The following is a 19,540-nucleotide window of genomic DNA, read 5'->3' on the forward strand; positions in this document are numbered from 1 at the left end:
TCCATTGACTGTGATCGTTGTTAAGGAGCCGACCGTGCTGTTCACCCAGTACTACCTCGACTGCCTCTCGCAGGCGTCGTACCTGATCGCCGACGACACCACCGGCCGGGCGGTCCTGGTCGACCCGCGCCGCGACATCGAGGAGTACCTCGCCGACACCCGGGCGCGTGGGCTGACCATCGAGGGCGTCATCAACACCCACTTCCACGCCGACTTCCTCGCCGGCCACCTCGAGGTGGCGGCGGCCACCGGCGCCTGGATCGGCTACGGCCGGCGCGCCGAGACCGAGTACCCGATCCGCAAGCTGACCGACGGGGAACGGATCAGCCTCGGCGAGGTGACCCTGCAGGTCATGGAGACGCCCGGTCACACCCCGGAGTCGATCAGCGTGCTGGTGTACGAGCACGCCGACGACCGCGTCCCCTACGGCGTACTCACCGGTGACGCGTTGTTCATCGGCGACGTGGGCCGGCCCGACCTGCTCGCCTCGCTCGGCGTCACGGCCGACGAGTTGGGCCGCATGCTCTACCACAGCGTGCACCACAAGCTCATGACCCTGCCCGACGAGGTGCGGGTCTTTCCCGCTCACGGCGCCGGCTCGGCCTGCGGGAAGAACCTGTCGACCGAACGGCAGTCCACCATCGGTGAGCAGCGCCGCACCAACTACGCCTGCGCCCCGATGAGCGAGGAGCAGTTCGTCGCGCTGGTCACCGGCGGACAGCCGGCGGCACCGGGCTACTTCGCCTTCGACGCCGTGCTCAACCGCAAGGCCCGCGAACTGTTCGACCACGCCCGGCCCGCGCGGCCGCTCGGGCCCGCCGAGTTCCTCGCCGCCCGTGCCGGCGGCGCCGTCGTGGTCGACACCCGCGACCCGCACGAGTACGCCGCCGGGCACGTGCGCGGTGCGATCAACATCCCCGCCGACGGCCGCTTCGCCGAGACCGCCGGCAGCGTCGTCTCCCCCGACCGCACCATCCTCGTCGTGGCCCACCAGGACCGCGAGGAGGAGATCGTGACCCGCCTCGCCCGGATCGGCTTCGACCACGTCGCCGGCTACCTGCGTGACCCCGAGAACGCCTACCGCGAGATGGTCGCGGAGTTGGCGAGGGCCAGCCGCGTCACCGCCACCGAGCTGCGCGCTGCACTCGACCGCACCGAGCCACCGCGCGTGCTCGACGTGCGCAACGCCGGTGAACGCGACCAGGGTGCCATCGACGGCTCGCTGCACATCCCGCTGGCCGAACTGCCCCGGCGGCTCGGTGAGGTCCCCGCTGACCGGCCCGTCGTCGTGCACTGCGCCGGCGGCTACCGCTCGTCCGTCGCCGCCAGCCTGTTGCGCGAGGCCGGCCGTACCGACGTCTCGGATCTGCTCGGCGGGTACGGCGCCTGGCAGGCGCTCCAGCAACCCGCCGCCGCCTGAGCCCCTGGCCGGTGGGGCGTGGCCGCCGCGACGGCGGTCACGCCCCACCCTGGGTGATCGCCGCGCCTCCGGCCCCGCGTCATCGGGCTCGCCGGGTTCGACCGATCGACCCCGCGCACCGAGGCCGTCTGCCGCTGCTGGTCGCCAGGCCCCCATGCTGGCCGGCACAGGGCTACGATCGACGGCCGGAGGGTGCCCGTGAGAGTGCTGCGGCGAGTCACGCTACCGCTGGCCGTGCTCACCGCTCTGGCCAGTTGCTCCACCCCGCCCCGCACCGGCGAGCCGTCGGCGTCCGGGCCGTCGAGCGGGTCGCCCACCGCACCGCACGAATCGGTGCCGGCACCGTCCAATTCGCACGTCACGTTCGACCGGGCGCTGCACGACGAGTTGGTCGGGATGCTCGAACGTGACCAGGCCGCAGTGAACGGTCTCCCCCAGACCGACACCGCCGAGCAGCGCACCGCCCGGTTGAAGGAGATCATCAAGAGGCACGGCTGGCCGACCTTCGACCTCGTCGGCAGGGACGGCGAGAACGCCGCCTGGGTGATCGCCCAGCACTCGGACTTCGACCTCGCCTTTCAGCAGGAGGCGCTCGAACTGCTACGCGAGGCGGCCGCACACGGTCAGGCCTCGCCGGGCAATCTCGCGTACCTCGAGGATCGCGTCGCCGTTGCGCGGGGCGTACCCCAGGGGTACGGGACGCAGATACGGTGCGGTCCCGACGGCCCAGTCCCCGCGACCCCGATCCGGGACGAGGCCGGCGTCGAAGAGCGGCGAGCCGCAGCCGGACTCGCGCCGCTGGCCACCTACCTCGCCGAGATGGCCACGATCTGCGCTCAGGATCCGCAGTAGGCACCTGCCCCTCCGCCCTGGCTCGGTCAGCCGCGGTACTAGACTGGGCAGATCCGCGCCAGACCGCTTTGGCCGGGAACGGGTAGATCGCGAAGTATATGAGCAGGTGTGGAGATCGTGGCGAGCGAAACTGACCGCGACTGGGTCGATCGGTATGCCGGCGAGGTCATCGCCGAGGCCGAGCGACGGGCGCCTGGCAGACCGATCGTCTGCGCCTCCGGGCTCAGCCCGTCGGGGCCGATCCACCTGGGCAACCTGCGCGAGGTCATGACCCCGCACCTGGTGGCGAACGAGATCCAGCGGCGCGGCCATGACGTCGTTCACATCATCTCCTGGGACGACTACGACCGGTTCCGTAAGGTGCCGGCCGGCATCGACCCGTCCTGGGCCGAGCACATCGGCAAGCCGCTGACGTCGGTGCCGGCGCCGCCCGGCAGCTCGTACCCCAACTGGGCCGAGCACTTCAAGGCCGCGATGACCGAGTCCCTGGCGGAACTCGGCGTCGAGTACCGGGCGATCAGCCAGACCCAGATGTACACCTCCGGCGCGTACCGGGACCAGATCCTGCTCGCGATGCGCGAGCGCGCCCGGATCGACGGCATCCTCGGCCAGTTCCGGACGAAGGTCGCGATCCCGTCCACCCCGGCGACCGGCAACCTCGACGAGGCGGACGCCGCCGCGGCCGCCGACGCGGCGGCCGGTTCGGGTGCCGCCAGCGAGGACGACGGCGAGACGGCCACCGGCTACTACCCCTACAAGCCGTACTGCGCCGTGTGCGGGACCGACTTCACGACCGTCGTGGCCTATGACGACAGCACCACCGCGCTGACGTACACCTGCAGGTGCGGTCACACCGAGACCGTCCTGCTGACCGAGTTCAACCGGGGCAAGCTGGTCTGGAAGGTCGACTGGCCGATGCGCTGGGCCTACGAGGGAGTGGCCTTCGAGCCGTCCGGTGTGGACCACCAGTCGCCGGGCTCGTCCTACGTGGTCGGTCGGCGGATCGTCAGCGAGGTCTTCGGTGCGCAGCCACCGATCGGGCCGATGTACGCCTTCGTCGGCATCAGCGGCATGGCGAAGATGAGCAGTTCCCGGGGTGCCGTGCCGACCCCGGCGGACGCTCTGGAGATCATGGAAGCCCCGCTGTTGCGCTGGCTCTACGCCCGCCGCCGGCCCAACCAGTCCTTCAAGGTCGCGTTCGACCAGGAGGTCCACCGGATCTACGACGAGTGGGACGCGCTGGAGCGGAAGATCCTCGCGGGCACCGCGGTTCCGGCCGACCAGGCAAGCTACGACCGGGCGATCCGCACGGCCACCGCCGAACTGCCCCGCACGCCCCGACCGGTGTCCTACCGCACGCTGGTGTCGATCGTGGACATCACCACCGGCCAGGGCGACCAGATGCTGCGCATCCTGCAGGCGATGGATCCGGAGCAGCCGGTCACCTCGCTGGACGAGGTGCGGCCGAGGCTCGACAAGGTGCAACGCTGGGTCGAGACCCAGCTCCCCGCCGAGCAGCGCACGAGGGTACGGCGGGAGCCGGACAAGGAGCTGCTGGTCGCTCTGGACGACGACCAACGGAAGTCGTTGCGTCTGCTGCTCGACGGCCTCGATGAGCACTGGTCGCTGGAGGGCCTCACCACGCTGCTCTACGGCGTGCCCAAGATGATCGCCGGGCTGCCGCTGGACACCAAGCCGACCGCGGAGCTGAAGGTGGCGCAGCGTAACTTCTTCGCGCTCGTCTACCGCCTGCTGGTCGGCCGGGACACCGGCCCCCGGCTGCCCACCCTGCTGCTGTCGGTCGGGGCGGACCGGGTACGCCAGCTCCTCTCCGCGTAGGGCACCGCCGGGCCGGATCGCGCCCGTCAGCCGCCGCTATCGCGCCACCTCGTGCAGGGTGACGGCGGCCAACCGTCCTCCGGTCAGCTCGGCGGTGAGGTACGTCGCGTACGGCTGCCGACGCCGGTCGGTCGGCGAGCCCGGATTGAGCAGTCGCAGGCCGCCGGGCGCCTCGCTGTCCCAGGGGATGTGGGAGTGCCCGAAGACGAGCAGGTCGCTGTCGGGGAACCGGGCCGCGCACCGTTGCTCCCGGCCGCCGGCCGGACCGGTCTCGTGCACCACCGCGATCCGTAGTCCGGCGACATCCGCACGGGCGACCTCCGGCAGCCGTGCCCGCAGTTCCGGCCCGTCGTTGTTGCCGTGGACGCCGATCAGCCGGGCGCTACGGCGCTCCAGCTCGTCGAGCAGCGACACGCTGACCCAGTCGCCGGCGTGGATGACGAGATCGGCGGCGTCGACCTCGGCCCACAGCCCGGACGGTAGGTCACGGGCGCGTTTGGGCAGGTGGGTGTCCGCCATGATGACCAACCGCACCCGGCCAGCGTAACCCCGCCACCTGCCCCGTCGAACAGCCCGCGGAATCCTCGAATACGTGGAAATCTTCCGCAGCAGACAAACGCCGCAATGTCCAGGTCACGTCATCCACGTCAAGCGTGAAACGTTCCGCCCGACCGCCCTATCCGTTGCCTTACGCCAACCGACACGGCGGCGCGAAATCGGTGAACGACTTCATCCGGTATGACGTCGACACGGAGAGACAGATCCACACCGGGTCGCCTACACTGTCGATGCACCGCGAACCGCCGACCGTTGTCAGAGGGCATGCCGAAAGACATCCCAGGAGCTTGAATGTCAAGCAGCAGCCTTGCGGACGTGATACGGCCGGGGGGTCGCCTGGCGGCGGGGGAAGTTCAACGTCGGGCGATCATGCGGGAATCCGTCGCACCGGCTCGCAGGTTGGCGCGGCCACGTGTGCTCGCCGACCCGTCCCGCTGCCGACCGAAATGGGCCGCCACCTGCGTCTACAGCGCTGCGGCCGCGTGGTGTGCGCCAACCGGCGGCACGGCCGGAGCCCGCACCGACGCTGTGATCAACGGAGCGGTCGTCGGCGCCTCCACAAGACCGCCTACCGCGATCGGGCAATCCGCATCCGTCCGCGACCGAGCCGCCATGGACCACCGGCGAAAGATTCTTTCGTCTGCCCTCGCTCTTCAGATGCTGCGAGTGCTCACCTATCGGCGGCCACCCTCTCAGCCTGGAGTTTGCCGGCAGGGCGCACTCCCAGATCTCGTTAGGACTTGAGCGTGCAGCAGGAAGCCTCAGGCACCGCACGGAGCGACCCGCATTTTGCAATCGAGGCCAAGGACCTCCGAAAATCGTTCGGTGCGACTCGCGCCCTTGACGGATTCTCGCTGACGGTCGCCCCCGGCGAGGTGCACGGCTTCCTCGGTCCGAACGGTGCCGGTAAGTCAACCACAATCAGGGCACTTCTCGGTCAACTGAAGCTGAACAGTGGAGAATGCCGGATCTTCGGCCACGATTGTTGGCAGGAGTCCGTCGCCGTGCACCGGCGGGTCGCCTACGTGCCCGGGGACGTGGCATTGTGGGACGGGCTCTCCGGCGGCGAGTGCATCGACGTGCTCATGCGCCTGCAGGGCGGCGGAGACCGCCAGCGCCGCGACGAGCTCATCGACCGCTTCGATCTCGACGTACGGAAGCGCACGCGCTCGTACTCGAAGGGCAACAGACAGAAGGTCGCACTCGTCGCCGCGTTCTCCAAGGACGCCGACCTCTACCTGCTCGACGAGCCGACCTCCGGTCTCGACCCGCTGATGGAAGAGGCCTTCCAGCAGACGGTGCGCGAACTCAAGCAGCGCGGCAAGTCGGTCCTCCTGTCCAGCCACATCCTCTCCCAGGTGGAGGCGCTGTGCGACCGGCTGACCATCATCCGGCGCGGCCAGACCGTGGAGTCTGACACCTTGGAGCAGCTGCGCGGTCGGACGACCCTGCAGGTCCTCGCCACCACCGAGCGTTCCCCCGAAGCGCTGCTGAACTCCGCCGACGTGCACAACCTGGCCTCGGAGAACGTCGGCGGGCGGACCAGGACGACGTTCCAGGTGCCGCCGGCCGCGCTCAACGACGTCATGTCCACTCTCGTCGGCGCCGGACTGACCGCGCTGACCGTTTCCCCGCCCAGCCTCGACGAGGTCTTCCTCTCCGCCTACCGCGAGGGTGTCACGCCTGAGCCCGCATCGGCGGCGAGTGCGCGATGAAGGGTCTCGGGCGCACCACGTGGATGCTGCTTCGCACGATGTGGCTGTGGGTGGTCGTGCCGGCGGTGGTCGTCGCCGGCCTCGTCTGGTCGGCCGCCTCCTCCATCCAGGACATGTATCCAACCGAGACACACCGCCTGGCGTACGCCGCGGTGATCACCGACTCGGTCGCGGTCCGGGTGTTCCAGGGGCGTGGTTACGACCTGACGAGCATCGGAGGCATCTTCGCCCAGGAGATGGCGGTCGTGGTCCTGTTCCTGGTTCCCCTGATCGGGGTCTACGTGGGTGTCCGCTTCACCCGCTGGCTGGAGGACAAGAACTACCTCGACATCATCACCGCGGGCACGATCAGTCGGCTGGCTCCCACCGTCGCCGGTCTCTGCTGCGGGGCCCTGACCTGCCTGCTGGCTGCCGTCCTGTCGTTCGGCGCGCTGGTGGCCGCCGGGTACGACACCGTGGGCTCCGCGCTCTGGGCGCTCGCCCTGATGCTCTTCTTCACCTGGGCGGTTTCCCTCGGAGCGTTGGCCGGTCAGCTCTTCCGCAACAGCGCCGAGGCCACCTTCGCCGCCCTCGCCGTGGTGGTTGCCTGCTATCTGTTCCGCAGCGCCGTCGACGTCCGGTCCTGGGATGCGGTCTGGTCGACACCGCTGTCCTGGCTCGCGGAGACCAAGCCGTTCGCCGACACACCCCCGGCCTGGCCCTACCTTTTCTACGCGGCGGCAATCGCGGGACAAGCCCTGCTGGGCGTCTTCTTCGCCACCAGACGTGACCTCGGGGGCGGGATGTTCGCCGCTTCCGTCGGTCCCCGTGAGGCGGGTGCCGCACTCGTCGGCCCCCGCACGTTGCTTCTCCGTCTGGTCCGGGGCACGACCCTGGCCGTGCTCATCGCGGGGGGCGCGGTGGCCTTCACCTTCGGCTTCTTCGCCAAGGACATGGCCACCGAGGGGCTGACCGCCAGGATCGTCCTACTCGTCCAGCTCAACGCCGTCATCGCGGCCTCGGCCGGGGTGCTGGTCAGCATGGCCTTCTCCCGGGAGGAGCTGTCCGGGCGGACCGGACGCGTGCTCGCCGGGCTGCCAACCCGTACCCGGTGGCAGGCCAACGGCATCCTCATCGCGTTCGCGGCCGCGATCACCACGCAGCTGGCTCTCGCCTCCCTGTCCGGCCTGGGCCTGAGTCTCAGCCTCGACGACTGGGGCCGGTTCGGTGAGGCGCTGCGCGCCAACGCCCAGCAGCTACCCGCGGCGCTGCTCATCACGGCGCTCTCCCTGGCCCTCGGATCACTGGACGCGCGGCTGCCCGCGGTCGCCTGGACCCTGGTCGCCTGGTCCGCGGTGGTGGCTCTGCGGGCGGACATGCTGCAGCTCAGCGAGTGGTTGCGGCACATCTCCCCGGTGGAGTGGACCGGCAAGGTTCCGGTGGATCCGTGGTCGGCCACGGCGTCGGCCGGAATGGCCGCCGTGATCGTGGTGCTCACCGGGCTCGCGCTTGTCGTGTTCAGGCGCAGAGACCTCGCCAAGGGATGAGCATGGAGGAGCAGCCGCGCGTCGGCCGGCCCGAGTCGCCGTGGCTGGTCACGATGACACCTGCCCCCGCAGATCCCCGGGCGAGCCTCGTCGTCTGCCCGCACGCCGGAGGATCGGCCGCCTCGTACCTGAGGCTCGTGCGGGCGTGCCCGTCGTGGCTTGCGACCATGGTCGTTCAGTATCCGGGGCGGGCGCACCGGATACAGGAGCCCTTTCCCGGCTCGATCGGTGAGCTCGCGGCGAACACCGCCGAGGCGATCCTGACGTGTGTCGACGGTCCGGTCGCGCTTCTCGGCCACAGCATGGGTTCGTTCGTCGCCCTCGAGACGGCCCGCGTACTGGCTGCTGAAGGGCGGGAACCGGTGGCCCTCTACCTGTCCGGTCGGGGTGATCCGTCGGTGCGGCACAGGGGCGGCCATCACCTGATGAGCGACACCCAGCTGATCGAGCACGTCCACGCTCTCGGTGGCACCGACCGCCGGATCCTCGACGATCCGGCGATGGGTGCGCTCGCGTTACGGGTGATCCGGGCCGACTACCGGGTCCTGGCCTCGTACCGGTACCACCCGGGCCGGCTGCTCCACTGCCCGGTGACCGTGCTCAACGGCGTGGAGGACCCGTCGGTGCCGGTCGCCTCCTGCGAGCCGTGGGCCGAGGTCACCCACGGCTCCTTCGCGCAGCACGTGTTCCCGGGTGGTCATTTCTTCATCCTCGACCACGCCGAGGCAGTCGCGGATCTGGTGGCGTCCGGTCTGCTGTCGCGGCTGCGGTCGGCCCCGGCCGGCCGGGTCGTCCCGGTCAACGGAACGGGACGGTGACCTCACGGTCGAAGCTGTGCGTCGGGACGCCGACGGTGCGACCCACTCCGCGCAGTGCCGTGGCCCAGTCGACCGACGCGCCGCGCTCGTAACACCACGCCAACGTACGCCACCACCAGTCACCGGGTCCCCCGGCCGTCTCCCCCACCATCCACAGGGCATGACCGCGCTCCCCGCACGCCCTGCGGAACGGGTCGTCGACGGCCGGGTCGGCCCCGATCCCCAGCCATCCGACGGTGTCCAGGTCGTCAGCGGCATCGAAGCAGCCCGACCACCGCGCGGGTTCCCGAGTGGCGGCCAGCCACTGCGCCGCGCCGGGAACGTCCTGCCACGGCCAGAGCCGTCCGAGTGAGGCGGGGGCCCAGGGGAGCTCGGGGGCACGCGCACCAGCGACCGGTGGCCCGACGCCGGAGATCAGCTGGAGCATCCCGGCGAGGTCGATGGCGCCCGCGACGTGGGCCGCCGCGTACTCACCGACACCGACGCCCGTGACGACGGTCGGAACGACACCCACCGCGAGCAGGGCACGTGCGACGACGCACTGCCGGATCACCGGCTCGGGCGCCTCGTCGGCCGCCGCCCGGCACTGCGCGTCCAGCGTCGCGAGAAGTGGCACGCCGCGCAGCGTCTCCGCCCACCCGACGTCGTTGATCAGGGATTCGCCCAGGTGGAACGCGATCCCTGCGGACGGCACCGGCGCACGGGCCGGTGCCGTCCGCAGGGCTTCGGCGGCCTCCAGCACGTCGGACGCGACGACCGCGACCCGCCAACGCCAGTGTGGGCGACCGCAGTTCCACGACCGTGCCACGTCGGGCCACGACAGCGCCGGGTTCTCCACCAGGAACTCACGCATCGCCAGCACGGCTCGATCGAGGTCCCGCTCGTCGCGGCCGGACAGGGCGAGCACGCAACTCGCGTCCGGACCGGTTTCGACCCGGGACGGCGGCGGGTCCCCCTCGGCGACGACGATGTGGCAGTTGGTGCCGGTGAAGCCGAACGCGCTGGCCCCCGCGATCCGGCGTTCCGCCCGGGGACGCCAGTCCCGCGCGGCAGTGACCAGCTCGATGCCGGCCTCCTCCGGCGGCGGCAGGCCGCGGTTGGGGCGTTCCAACCCGAGGGTGGCGGGGATCTGTCCGTGCTCCATCGCGAGGAGCACCTTGAGCAGGGCCGCCATGCCACCCGCCGCCTGAAGGTGCCCCACCTGTCCCTTGCAGCTGCCGAGGAGCAGCGGCCTCGTCCGATCAGCTGTCAGGCCGGCCAGCGCCTCCACCTCCATGATGTCTCCGAACGGCGTCGCGGACGCGTGAGCCTCGACGTAGTCCAGATCCGGCGCGGTGATGCCGGCGGCGTCCAGGGCGGCGGTCACGACCTGGCGCTGCGCGTCCACCGACGGCGTGGTGAGCGAGGCGGTGCGGCCGTTGTGATTGACCGCGGAGCCGAGAATCCATCCCCGGACGCGCCGGTCGTCGCGCTCGGCCTCCGCCTTCCGCTGCAGCACGACGAAACCGCAGCCCTCGCCGATGACCGGCCCGTCCGCCCGTTCGTCGAAGGGTCTGGACTCGCTGCTGCGCGAGACCAGCCCCGGTTGGGAGAAGGCGATGTTCGTGTACGGCGAGACCAGGGCGTTGACTCCGCCCACCAGCGCCAGGTCGCACTCCCCGTCGCGCAGGCTCCGGCAGGCGAGGTGGAGCGCCACCAGCGACGAGGAACAGGCGGTGTCGACCGAGATCGACGGGCCCGCGAGCTCCAACGTGTAGCTGATCCGACCCGCCACGGCACCGTGGGCGGTACCGATGCTCGTGTGGGTCGTTATCCCGGAGAGATCCCTGAACCGGGACAGGGCGAAGTCATAGGTGCACACCGCGGTGAACACACCGGTCCGGGTACCGGCGAGTCCGGTGGGATCGATCCCCGCGTCCTCCAGCGCCAGCCAGGCCTGCTCCAGCGCGAGGCGTTGCTGCGGGTCCACATCGCACGCCTCGTCCGCACTGATTCCGAAGAATCCGTGGTCGAACCGCTCCAGGTCGGTCACCAGGCCGAGCCGGCGGGCGGTGGTCCGACCCGGCTTGCCCGGCTGCTCGGCGTAGTACCGATCGACGGGCCACCGCTCCTCCGGGATGTCGACGATGCCGCTGTCACCCGAGGCCAGCAGCCGCCAGTACGCCGCCGGTCCGTCGGCACCGGGAAACCGGCAGGCGAGTCCGGTCACGGCGATGGGCACCGTCCTCGCCTGTTCCGCCGCTGCCAGGCGCTGCCGCAGGTCCGCGATGGTACGCAGGGCACGCCGCAGGGTCTCGGCCACACCAGACCCCGCTGCCGACTCAGCCATCCGAGTTCTCCAGATCGTGCAGGGTCGAACGCAGCAGCGTCTCCAGTTCGCCTTCGGACAGGTCGGCAAGGCCGTCGTCCGGGACGGTCGCCGGGTCCGGTTCGGAGGTACCCGTGCGCGGCGGCTGCTGGTTGCCCAGATCGACGCCCATCGAGGCGGCCAGTTGCTCGGCGAGCGCGTCGACGTTCGGGTATCGCCACACCACGGTGCTGGGCAGCGACACGCCCGTCCGGCGCTGAAGTCGCTTGCGCAGTTCCAGGGACATCAACGAGTCAAACCCCATCTCGGAGAACGGGCGGCCCGACGCGACCGCCTCCGGCGAGCTGCGCAGCACGGCCGCGACCTCGTGTCGGCAGGCGTCGACGACCGCGGCACGACGCGCACGCCCCGGAGGAAGGCGTCGAAGCTCGTCGGCGAGACCCGACCCGGCCGGGTCGGGAGCGGTGTCCCCGGAGCCGGCCGCCGCGTACCCGGACAGGAGCCCGGGAAGGTCGTCGGCCGGCATCCGGGCGATGGTGGCGGAGTCGATCGGCAACACGACGACTTCGGCCGGAACATCGGTCGCGGTGTCGAACACCGCGCGTCCGAGATCGGCGTCGATCGGTCGGAGTCCCAGCCTCGCCAGGGACACGTCGCTGCCCTGCCGCGAGGCGAGGCCGATCTCCCCCCACGGGCCCCACACCAGGTTGACCACCGGAACGCCCCTGCGGCGAGCACCGCGCCCCCAGGCGTCGACGAAGGCGTTGGCCGCGGCGTAGTTGAGCTGTCCGGGTGACCCCAGGACGCCGGCCGCCGACGAGTACGTCACGAAGAAGTCGAGGTCGAGCTGCTCACACGCGCTGGCCAGGTTGATCACACCGCTAGCCTTCGCCGTCCAGACGAGACGCAGCGCGGCGGCGTCCTGCTCGTCGAGAGCGGCGTCGGCGAGCACGCCTGCGGCGTGGACGACGCCCCGGACGGGCAGTCCGTCCGCGCCGGCCCGGGTGATGACCGTGGCCACCGCCGCCGCGTCACCGACATCGGCGCTGGCCACCATGAGCGCGGCCCCCGTCGTCCGGGCGATCTGGTCCAGTCGCGTCCGCACCGCCTCGGCAGGCTCGCTCCGGGACACCAGGACGACCCGGCCCGCGCCCCGCTCGGCCAGCGAACGTGCCGCCTCCAGCCCGAGGTCGCCGAGGCCACCGGTGATCACATAGCTGGCGTCGCGCCGCACGGGCACCGATCCCGGCGCCACGATCACCTCGGAGATCCCGTCCGGAACGAGGACGATCTTGCCCACGTGCCTGGCCCTGGCCATGGTGGTGAACGCCTCCGCCGCCTGCGCCATGGGAAAGACGGTGGTCCGCACCGGCGCCAGGTCGCCGGTGTCCAGCGCAGATGCGACGGCATCCAACAGCGGCGTGACCGCCTCCGGCCGTCGGGAGAACAGCGCCTCCAGGTCGACGGCCAGGAAACTGCGGTTGTGGGCGAGCACGGACAGGCCCACCGCGGCGTCGTCGTAGATGTCACGCTTGCCGATCTCGACGAACCGTCCGTTCTCCGCCAGCAGCGCCAGGCTGGCCCTCATCGCCTGCCCGGCCAGCGAGTTGAGAACCACGTCGACGCCCCGGCCCCGGGTGTCCTCGCGTACCTGTTCGGCGAATTGGAGAGTCCGCGAGTCGTAGACGTGGGCGGCTCCCAGGGACGCCAGCAGCGCACGCTTCTCGGGGGTGCCGGCCGTGGCGAGGATCGTCGCCCCTCGACGCCGGGCGATCTGCATCGCCGCCAGGCCGACCCCGCCGGCGGCGGAGTGGATCAGCACCGTCTCACCCGGAGCGAGGCGGGCCATGTGCTCCAGGGCGTACAAGGCGGTCAGGAAGACGATCGGAACCCCGGCCGCCTCGGTGAGATCGACCCGTTCCCCGATCCGGGCGACCAGGGCCTCCGGCGCCACCACCCGGCCGGCGAAGCTGGCGGACGCCACCGCGATCACCGACTCCCCGACGCGGACCCGGCTCACCCCTTCCCCCACCGCCGTGACCACGCCCGAGCATTCGGCGCCCAGCGGGACCCGACCGGGCTCCACGCCGGGGCAGGAACCCAGCGCCTTGAGCACGTCGTTGAAGTTCAGTCCCGCCGCCCGCACGTCGATCACGACCTCCCCGGGTGCCGGACCCGCCAGACCGGAGGCGAACGGCGACAGGCTCGCGAGGTCACCGGGTTCCCTGGCCAGGAGTCGGAAGTCCCGTTCGCGGCCGGGCCCCAGCTCGCGGACGGGCCACCCGCCCGGATCCTGCGGGTCGTACCGTCGCAGGCGGGGCACCCACCACCGGTCCTCCCGCCACGCCGCCTCCGTGCCAGAGGGGAAGGTGTCGACTCGCGCCCCGGTCAACCCGTCGGGCCCGGCGGGCAGATCGACCAGTCGGACTCCCAGCTCAGGCGCCTCCAGTACGAGGGTGCGGGCGGCACCCCACAGGGCGGCGGGCCCGCTGTCGAGGCGCGCCTCCCCCCGGACCTCCTGCGCGCCCGCGGTCAGCACGACCAGGTTCGCCGCCGCCGCCGGACCCGCCGACCGCATCGCCTGCGCCACCGTGACCAGGGATTCCACGAGGTCGAGGCCGTGGCGCGCGTCGTCGTACGCCGGTTCGGCCAGCGCGAGGGCGTGCACCACACCGACCGCCGAGCCGTGCCTGTTCGACTCGCCCCGGAGGAACGCCGCCAGCCGCTCCCGGTCCAGGTCCTGCGGGGCCACGGTCGACGAGCGGCCCGCCAGGACGGAAGCCACCGTCGCGTCGACCTCGTCAGCCGCCGACATCACCACCCAGTGCCCGGGGACGTCCGTCCGAGCTGCGCTGCCGGTGTACTCGTCCCAGCTCACCTGGTGCAGCGGCAGTCCCTCGACCCGCGGGCTGTGCGAGGACAGTTCGAGGCCCTCCAGCCGGGCCACCATCCGGCCGGCCCGGTCCCGCGCCTCGACCAGGTAACCGTCGTCCGGGGAACCGACGCACACCACGTCGAGGTCGCCGTCGCTGACCGGCGCGCAGGCGAATCTGCCGACCCGGACGGGCACCCGTGGATCGGTGTGGTCGGTGTCCACCAGGCCCGCGGCGGCGAGTTGGAGGCAGGCGTCCAGCTCGGCCGGGTGTGGCCCCGACCGCCAGCCTTCCTCATGCGCCACCACGCCACCGCTCGCACCGTCGGCGGCCCAGGCCGAGCGGATGCCACGGAACTCCTCCCCGTACTCGATACCCGCGGCGGCGAACGCCGCGTACAGCTTGGCCGGGTCGACCGTCCGTCGTTCCCGCGTCACGTCGTCGGCAGCCGCCCTCGGGCCGCTGAGCTCTCCGACCCGGGAGCGCGCCGCCAGCGTCCACGCCGCTGATCCCGTTCGACGCCAGAGCAACTCCACCTCGGTCGGCATTCCGGACCGCTCCCGCAGCACCGTCCGCAGCTGTGTCGAGGGCTCGTCCGCCCGGCCGACCGGAATCATCGACGACAGTTCGACGTCCGCCAGCTCGAGTTCGTCCCTGCCGAGGGCCGTCCGAGCGGTCGCCAGCACGGCGTCGAGGACGGCGGTCGCCGGCAGCACCGCCCTGCCCGCCACCCGGTGGGCGGCCAGCCAGGGCAGCCGGTCGGGGCTTGCCTCGCCGACGCCCAGCCACAGTCCCGGTTCGGCGCCGGTCTCCAGCACGGTGTGCACGAGCGGGTGTCCGCCGGACGGCAGGTGCGCCGCCCGCGCCGCGGTCAGGCCGAGGTGTCGCTCATGGCTCCACGGATAGGTCGGGAGATCGACCATGTGCCGGCCGGTGTGCACCGCACCCCAGTCGACGTCGGCACCGCTGCAGAACGCCTCACCCACGGCCCGCCACAACGCGGGGAGCGCGGGCGAGTCCCGTCGGACCGTCTCGATCACCGCCGCGTCCGCGTGATCGTCGTCGAGCCGGTCCTGGATCGACCGGGTCAGCGCCGGATGCATGGCGATCTCGGTGAACCGCTGCCATCCCTGCTCCAGCGCGGCCCGGATCGCCGAGTCGAACAGCACCGGCCGGCGGAGGTTGTCGAGCCAGTAGTCGGTGCCGAGCCGGTCGCCGTCGACCGTACGGCCGTGGACGGTGGAGAGCATCGGAATCCGGGCCCGGCCGGTGGGCACCTCACCCATGGCCGCGCGGAAGGCGGGCAGCGCATCGTCCATCAACGGGCAGTGGGAGGCGAAGGAGACCTGGGCCAGGGATCGGGAGAAGATGCCCTCCTCCTCGGCGGCGGCGAGCCACGCGGCCACGGCCTCCCGACTTCCCGAGAGGATGGTGGCGCCGGGGCCGTTCTCGGCCGAGACCCACAGGTCGGGAGTCGGCCGGCGGGCCAGGCGCGTCCTGGTTTCCTCGGCGCTCAGCGCGACCATCGCCATGGCACCCGGGACCGCGCTCGACTCGATCGCCTCGCCGCGCGCCGCGGCGATCCTGAGCCCCACCTCGAGATCGAGGGCACCAGCCACACAGGCTGCCGAGATCTCGCCCACGCTGTGCCCGACGACCAGACCGAACTCCACACCGTGCTCCATCAGCCAGGCGGCGAGAGCCACCTGTGTGGCCACCAGTGCGGGTTGCGCGAGACGGGGACTGCCCGCCATGCGCCCACCGTCGGGCCGGGAGACGTCACCGAGCAGAGACCAGTCGAGGTGCTCCCGACACCAACGCTCGGCACGGTGGAGCGTCTGCTCGAACGCGCCACCGCTGTCGAGCAGGTCCGCGGCGATCGGCCACCACCGGCTGCCCTGCCCCGGGAAGACGGCGACGCTCGACGGTGGTCCTCCGGCGAGGGCGCGGCGCACCGACACGCCCTCCGCGTCCTGCCCCTCGGACCAGGTCCGCAGCATCGCCGCCAGCGCGGGTACGGACCCGGCCGAGCCGGCCGCCCGGTGGGGGTGCGCGGTGCGTCTGCGGGCCGCGGCCCGGCAGATCGCCCGGGCCTGCGCGGCCGTGGCCGACGTCAGGAGCGACGAGTACCGCCCGGCGAGACGGCGCAACGCGCCCTCGTCCCGGGCCGACATGGGCAGCAGCAGCGGGCCGGTCACGCGGTCCAGATCCCGGTCCGCCTGCTCCGGCGGCGTCGCCAACACGGCGTGCGCGTTCGTGCCGCCGAACCCGAACGAGCTGACCCCGGCCACATGCCGGGGGCCGGGCCCGGGCCACTTCCGCAACTCGGTGACGACGTCGACGTGCAGCGTCTCGAAGGGGATGTGCTGGTTCGGCTCGTCGAAGTGCAGGCTCGCCGGGATGCTGCCCCGGTACAGGGCCAGGGCGGCCTTGATGAGTCCCGCCACCCCCGCTGCGGCCTCCAGGTGCCCGATGTTGGTCTTGACCGATCCGATGAGCAGCGGGTTGTCCGCGGATCGCCCGTCGGCCAGGACATCGGCCAGGGCGGCGACCTCGATCGGATCTCCGAGCAGGGTGCCCGTGCCGTGTGCCTCGACCAGCTCGACCGCGTCCGGGGCGACGCCGGCCGAGGCGTACGCGTCCCGCAGCACCGCCTTCTGGGAGGCGCTGCTGGGTGCCATGAGCCCGTTGGTGCGGCCGTCCTGGTTCACCGCCGAACCCAGGACGGTGGCGTAGATCCGGTCGCCGTCCACGATCGCCTGGGACAGCGGCTTGAGCACGACCACGCCACACCCCTCGCTGCGGACGTAGCCGTCGGCCGCGGCCGAGAAGGTCTTGCACCGCCCGTCCGCGGCCATCGCACCGGCACGGCTGAAGTTCACCGCCAGCTCCGGTCCGAGAATGACGTTGATTCCGCCGGCCACCGCCGTCGACGACGTTCCGGAGGCCAGGCTCTCGCACGCCTGGTGCAGGGCCACCAGCGACGACGAGCAGGCGGTGTCCAGCGCGATGCTCGGTCCGCGCAGATCGAGCAGGTAGGAGAGCCGGTTGGCGATGATGCTGGCGGCGTTCCCGGTCCCGGTGAAGGCGGTGATGGACGCCAGATCGCGGGTGGCCAGCCTGGCATGGTCGCTGGTCGACGTTCCCACGAACACACCCGTACGCGAACCCGCCAGGTCGTCCGCCCGGATTCCCGCATCCTCCAGCGCCTCCCAGGCGACCTCGAGGAACATCCGCTGCTGCGGGTCCATCTCCGCCGCCTCACGCGGGGAGATCCCGAAGAACTCGGCGTCGAAGTCCGCGATCCCGTCGACGAAGCCGCCCCACCTGGTCCGCGTGGTGCCGGGCGTGGCCCCGGTGGGGTCGTAGATCTCGTCGACGTTCCACCGGTCGGGCGGTACCTCGCTGATCGCGTCCCGCCCGGCGGTCAGCAGTCCCCAGTACGCGTCGAGGTCGGGCGCGCCCGGGAAGCGGCAGGCCATGCCGACGATGGCGATGGGCTCGCCCGCGTTCCCGGGCGGCCGGGGCACCGGCTCGGCCACCGTGGAGGAGGACCCACCGCAGTAGTGGCCGACGACCGCCTCGATGCTCGGGTGCTCCCACAGCAGGGTGGCCGGCACGTCGGTGCCGACCCGGGTCTCGAGGCTCCCTGCCAGCCCGACCAGGTCGCGCGAGCCCAGCCCGAGGTCGGCCAGCGGTGCGGCGACGTCGACCTGGTCCACGGGTACCCGGGCGGCCGCGGCCACCTGCTCGCGCAGCCAGGCGGTCAGCTCGCGCGGGTCCGGCCGCTGATCGGGCGCGGGCTCGTCGTGATCGGTCGAGGTGACCGGGTGGCCCTTCGACCAGGCGTGGACCGCCGCGATCTCACCTCGCAGGAAGGCTCCCGCGATGGCCCGGCGCCGGGTCTTTCCGCTCGAGGTCTTGAGGATGCCGCCGCGACGCACCAGCACGATCTCGTCGACCGCCAGGTCGTGCTCCCGCGAGACGGCGCGGCGGATCGCGGTGACGATCTCGGCCGCCTGTTCCGGCTCAGGCGCCCGCAGCACCTCGTTCACCACCAGCAGGCGACCGCTGCCGTCCTCGACGATCTGGCAGACGGCGACCCCGGGCCGGAGCAACGGGTGGACGCCGGCCAGGGAGCCTTCGATGTCGTGGGCGTGGACGTTGCGTCCGTCGACGATGACCAGGTCCTTGATGCGTCCGGTGACGAACAGCTCGCCGTCGAGGACGAACCCGAGGTCGCCGGTGCGGAACCAGTCCCTCTCGTCGCCGTCGCCGTCGATCCGGCTGGCGAACTCCTCCGCCGTCCGGCCCCAGTAACCTCGGGTCACACACGGTCCGTGCAGCCAGATCTCGCCGACCTGCCCGTCGGGACACCGGCGGGCGGTGTCCGGGTCGACGACGGCGAGATCACCGCCGGAGCCGACCACTCCGGAGCTGACGAACTCCCGCCCCTCGTCGCTGGCGCTGGCTCGTCCCTGCTCGACGGTGGAGGGGTCGAAGCGGCCGATCACCGGGCCTTCGCCGCGCCGCGTGGCCGTGGCCATCAACGTGTTCTCCGCCAGTCCGTAGCAGGGGAAGAACGCCGAGGGGCGGAACCCGGCCGGGGCGAAGAACCTGGTGAAACGCTCGATCGTGCCGGCCTGGACGGGCTCGGCGCCGTTGAACGCCACCTCCCAGTTGGACAGGTCGAGCTGCTCCAGGTCGGCGGGCGCGACCTTCGACAGGCACAGCTCGTAGGCGAAGTTCGGCCCGCCGCTGCAGGTCGCCCGCGTGTCACTGACCGCCCTGAGCCAGCGCACGGGCCGCTTGAGGAAGGACATCGGATCCAGCACGGTCACCGGGAATCGCCCGAAGGCCGGTTCGAGCAGTCCGCCGATGAGGCCCATGTCGTGAAACGGCGGCAGCCACGACACCAGGTGCCGGCCCTCCACCTCGGGTGGGAAGAACGTGCGGTCGATGCAGGCCAGGTTGGCCAGGAGGTTGCCGTGCGTGACCATGACGCCCTTGGGCTGCCCGGTCGAGCCGGAGGTGTACTGGAGGAAGGCGATGTCGTCCTCGTTCAGGTCGGGTTCCCGCCAGTCGGCGGGGTCGGCCGTCACCTCCTGGATGCCCATCCGCGGCAGCTCGGCGAGCACCGGGGCGAGCGTCCGGTACGTCGAGTCCTGCTCCGGGCTGGTCCGGGGTACCAGGAGCGCCGCGGCCTGGCAGTCACGGGCGATGCCCTGCAGCTTCGCCAACGACCGTGCCGAGTTCCCGCCCTCGACCGGATAGGCCGGGACCGCCACGATCCCGGCGTAGAGACAGCCGACGAAGGCGGTGAGATAGTCCGGGCCCGACGGGCAGGCGAGGATAACGCGGTCCCCGGGCCGGAACCTCGCGAGCAGGGCGACAGCCAGCGCGCGAGCCCGCCGGTCCAGCTCCCGGTCGAGCAGGGCGTTGGGCTGCCCTTCGCCATCGTCGAGGAAACGGTACGTCGACGAATCCTCCCGAGCGGTGAGGGTGTCGCGGAACATCTGCGCCAGGCTGGACATCGGGACTCCTGTCAGTCGATGAGTGGGCGGCGCGCGAGGCCGCCGTTACGAGAGCCCGTCACTGGCCCGTGGGCTCGTCCGGCAGCCGACTCGGCGC

The 19,540-nt window shown here is 71.7% G+C and carries 9 protein-coding genes; 6 read left to right on the plus strand and 3 right to left on the minus strand.

What is annotated here, in order from left to right:
* Positions 1-34 precede the first annotated feature (34 nt).
* From SM447_RS17355 to lysS, 3 genes are all read left to right on the plus strand, one after another.
* Complete coding sequence (locus SM447_RS17355; RefSeq protein ID WP_474573849.1) at positions 35-1,420, plus strand: MBL fold metallo-hydrolase; 1,386 nt, start codon at positions 35-37, stop codon at positions 1,418-1,420.
* A 198-nt stretch (positions 1,421-1,618) separates the two neighbouring features.
* A complete protein-coding gene (locus SM447_RS17360; protein ID WP_474573850.1) occupies positions 1,619-2,272 on the plus strand; it encodes a DUF6624 domain-containing protein in 654 nt (217 codons plus the stop codon).
* Between the two features lie 117 nt (positions 2,273-2,389).
* Positions 2,390-4,111: a lysine--tRNA ligase gene (gene lysS / locus SM447_RS17365; RefSeq protein WP_474573851.1), complete on the plus strand. Its 1,722-nt coding sequence runs from the start codon at positions 2,390-2,392 to the stop codon at positions 4,109-4,111.
* A gap of 36 nt (positions 4,112-4,147) precedes the next feature.
* On the opposite strand, the gene SM447_RS17370 is transcribed toward lysS, so the two are convergent.
* On the minus strand, positions 4,148-4,645 hold the full coding sequence (locus SM447_RS17370; protein ID WP_474573852.1) for a metallophosphoesterase family protein: 498 nt from the start codon (positions 4,643-4,645) through the stop codon (positions 4,148-4,150).
* A gap of 770 nt (positions 4,646-5,415) precedes the next feature.
* Here SM447_RS17370 and SM447_RS17375 point away from each other — a divergent pair.
* The 3 genes from SM447_RS17375 to SM447_RS17385 are packed head-to-tail and all read left to right on the plus strand — an operon-like array spanning position 5,416 to position 8,728.
* A complete protein-coding gene (locus SM447_RS17375; RefSeq protein WP_474573937.1) occupies positions 5,416-6,384 on the plus strand; it encodes an ABC transporter ATP-binding protein in 969 nt (322 codons plus the stop codon).
* A complete protein-coding gene (locus SM447_RS17380; protein ID WP_474573853.1) occupies positions 6,381-7,910 on the plus strand; it encodes a hypothetical protein in 1,530 nt (509 codons plus the stop codon). Before SM447_RS17375 ends, SM447_RS17380 begins: the two co-directional genes overlap by 4 nt.
* A gap of 2 nt (positions 7,911-7,912) precedes the next feature.
* Entirely contained in the window at positions 7,913-8,728 is an 816-nt protein-coding gene (locus SM447_RS17385; protein WP_474573854.1) for a thioesterase II family protein, read from the plus strand.
* Here SM447_RS17385 and SM447_RS17390 read toward each other — a convergent pair.
* Both SM447_RS17390 and SM447_RS17395 read right to left on the minus strand, forming a co-directional pair.
* Positions 8,709-11,057: a beta-ketoacyl [acyl carrier protein] synthase domain-containing protein gene (locus SM447_RS17390; protein ID WP_474573855.1), complete on the minus strand. Its 2,349-nt coding sequence runs from the start codon at positions 11,055-11,057 to the stop codon at positions 8,709-8,711. The genes SM447_RS17385 and SM447_RS17390 overlap by 20 nt on opposite strands.
* Positions 11,050-19,443 carry an SDR family NAD(P)-dependent oxidoreductase gene (locus tag SM447_RS17395; RefSeq protein WP_474573856.1) on the minus strand — a complete coding sequence of 2,798 codons (8,394 nt, stop codon included), beginning with the start codon at positions 19,441-19,443 and terminating at the stop codon, positions 11,050-11,052. The genes SM447_RS17390 and SM447_RS17395 overlap by 8 nt, the downstream gene beginning before the upstream one ends.
* Positions 19,444-19,540 lie beyond the last annotated feature (97 nt).

It is taken from the genome of Micromonospora aridisoli, from assembly GCF_056150025.1.

Bases quoted from the DNA above. Each gene is read 5' to 3' on its own strand.
- SM447_RS17395 (WP_474573856.1), bottom strand. From the start codon at position 19,443: ATGTCCAGCCTGGCGCAGATGTTCCGCGACACCCTCACCGCTCGGGAG.
- SM447_RS17385 (WP_474573854.1), top strand. From the start codon at position 7,913: ATGGAGGAGCAGCCGCGCGTCGGCCGGCCCGAGTCGCCGTGGCTGGTC.
- SM447_RS17390 (WP_474573855.1), bottom strand. From the start codon at position 11,057: ATGGCTGAGTCGGCAGCGGGGTCTGGTGTGGCCGAGACCCTGCGGCGT.
- SM447_RS17380 (WP_474573853.1), top strand. From the start codon at position 6,381: ATGAAGGGTCTCGGGCGCACCACGTGGATGCTGCTTCGCACGATGTGG.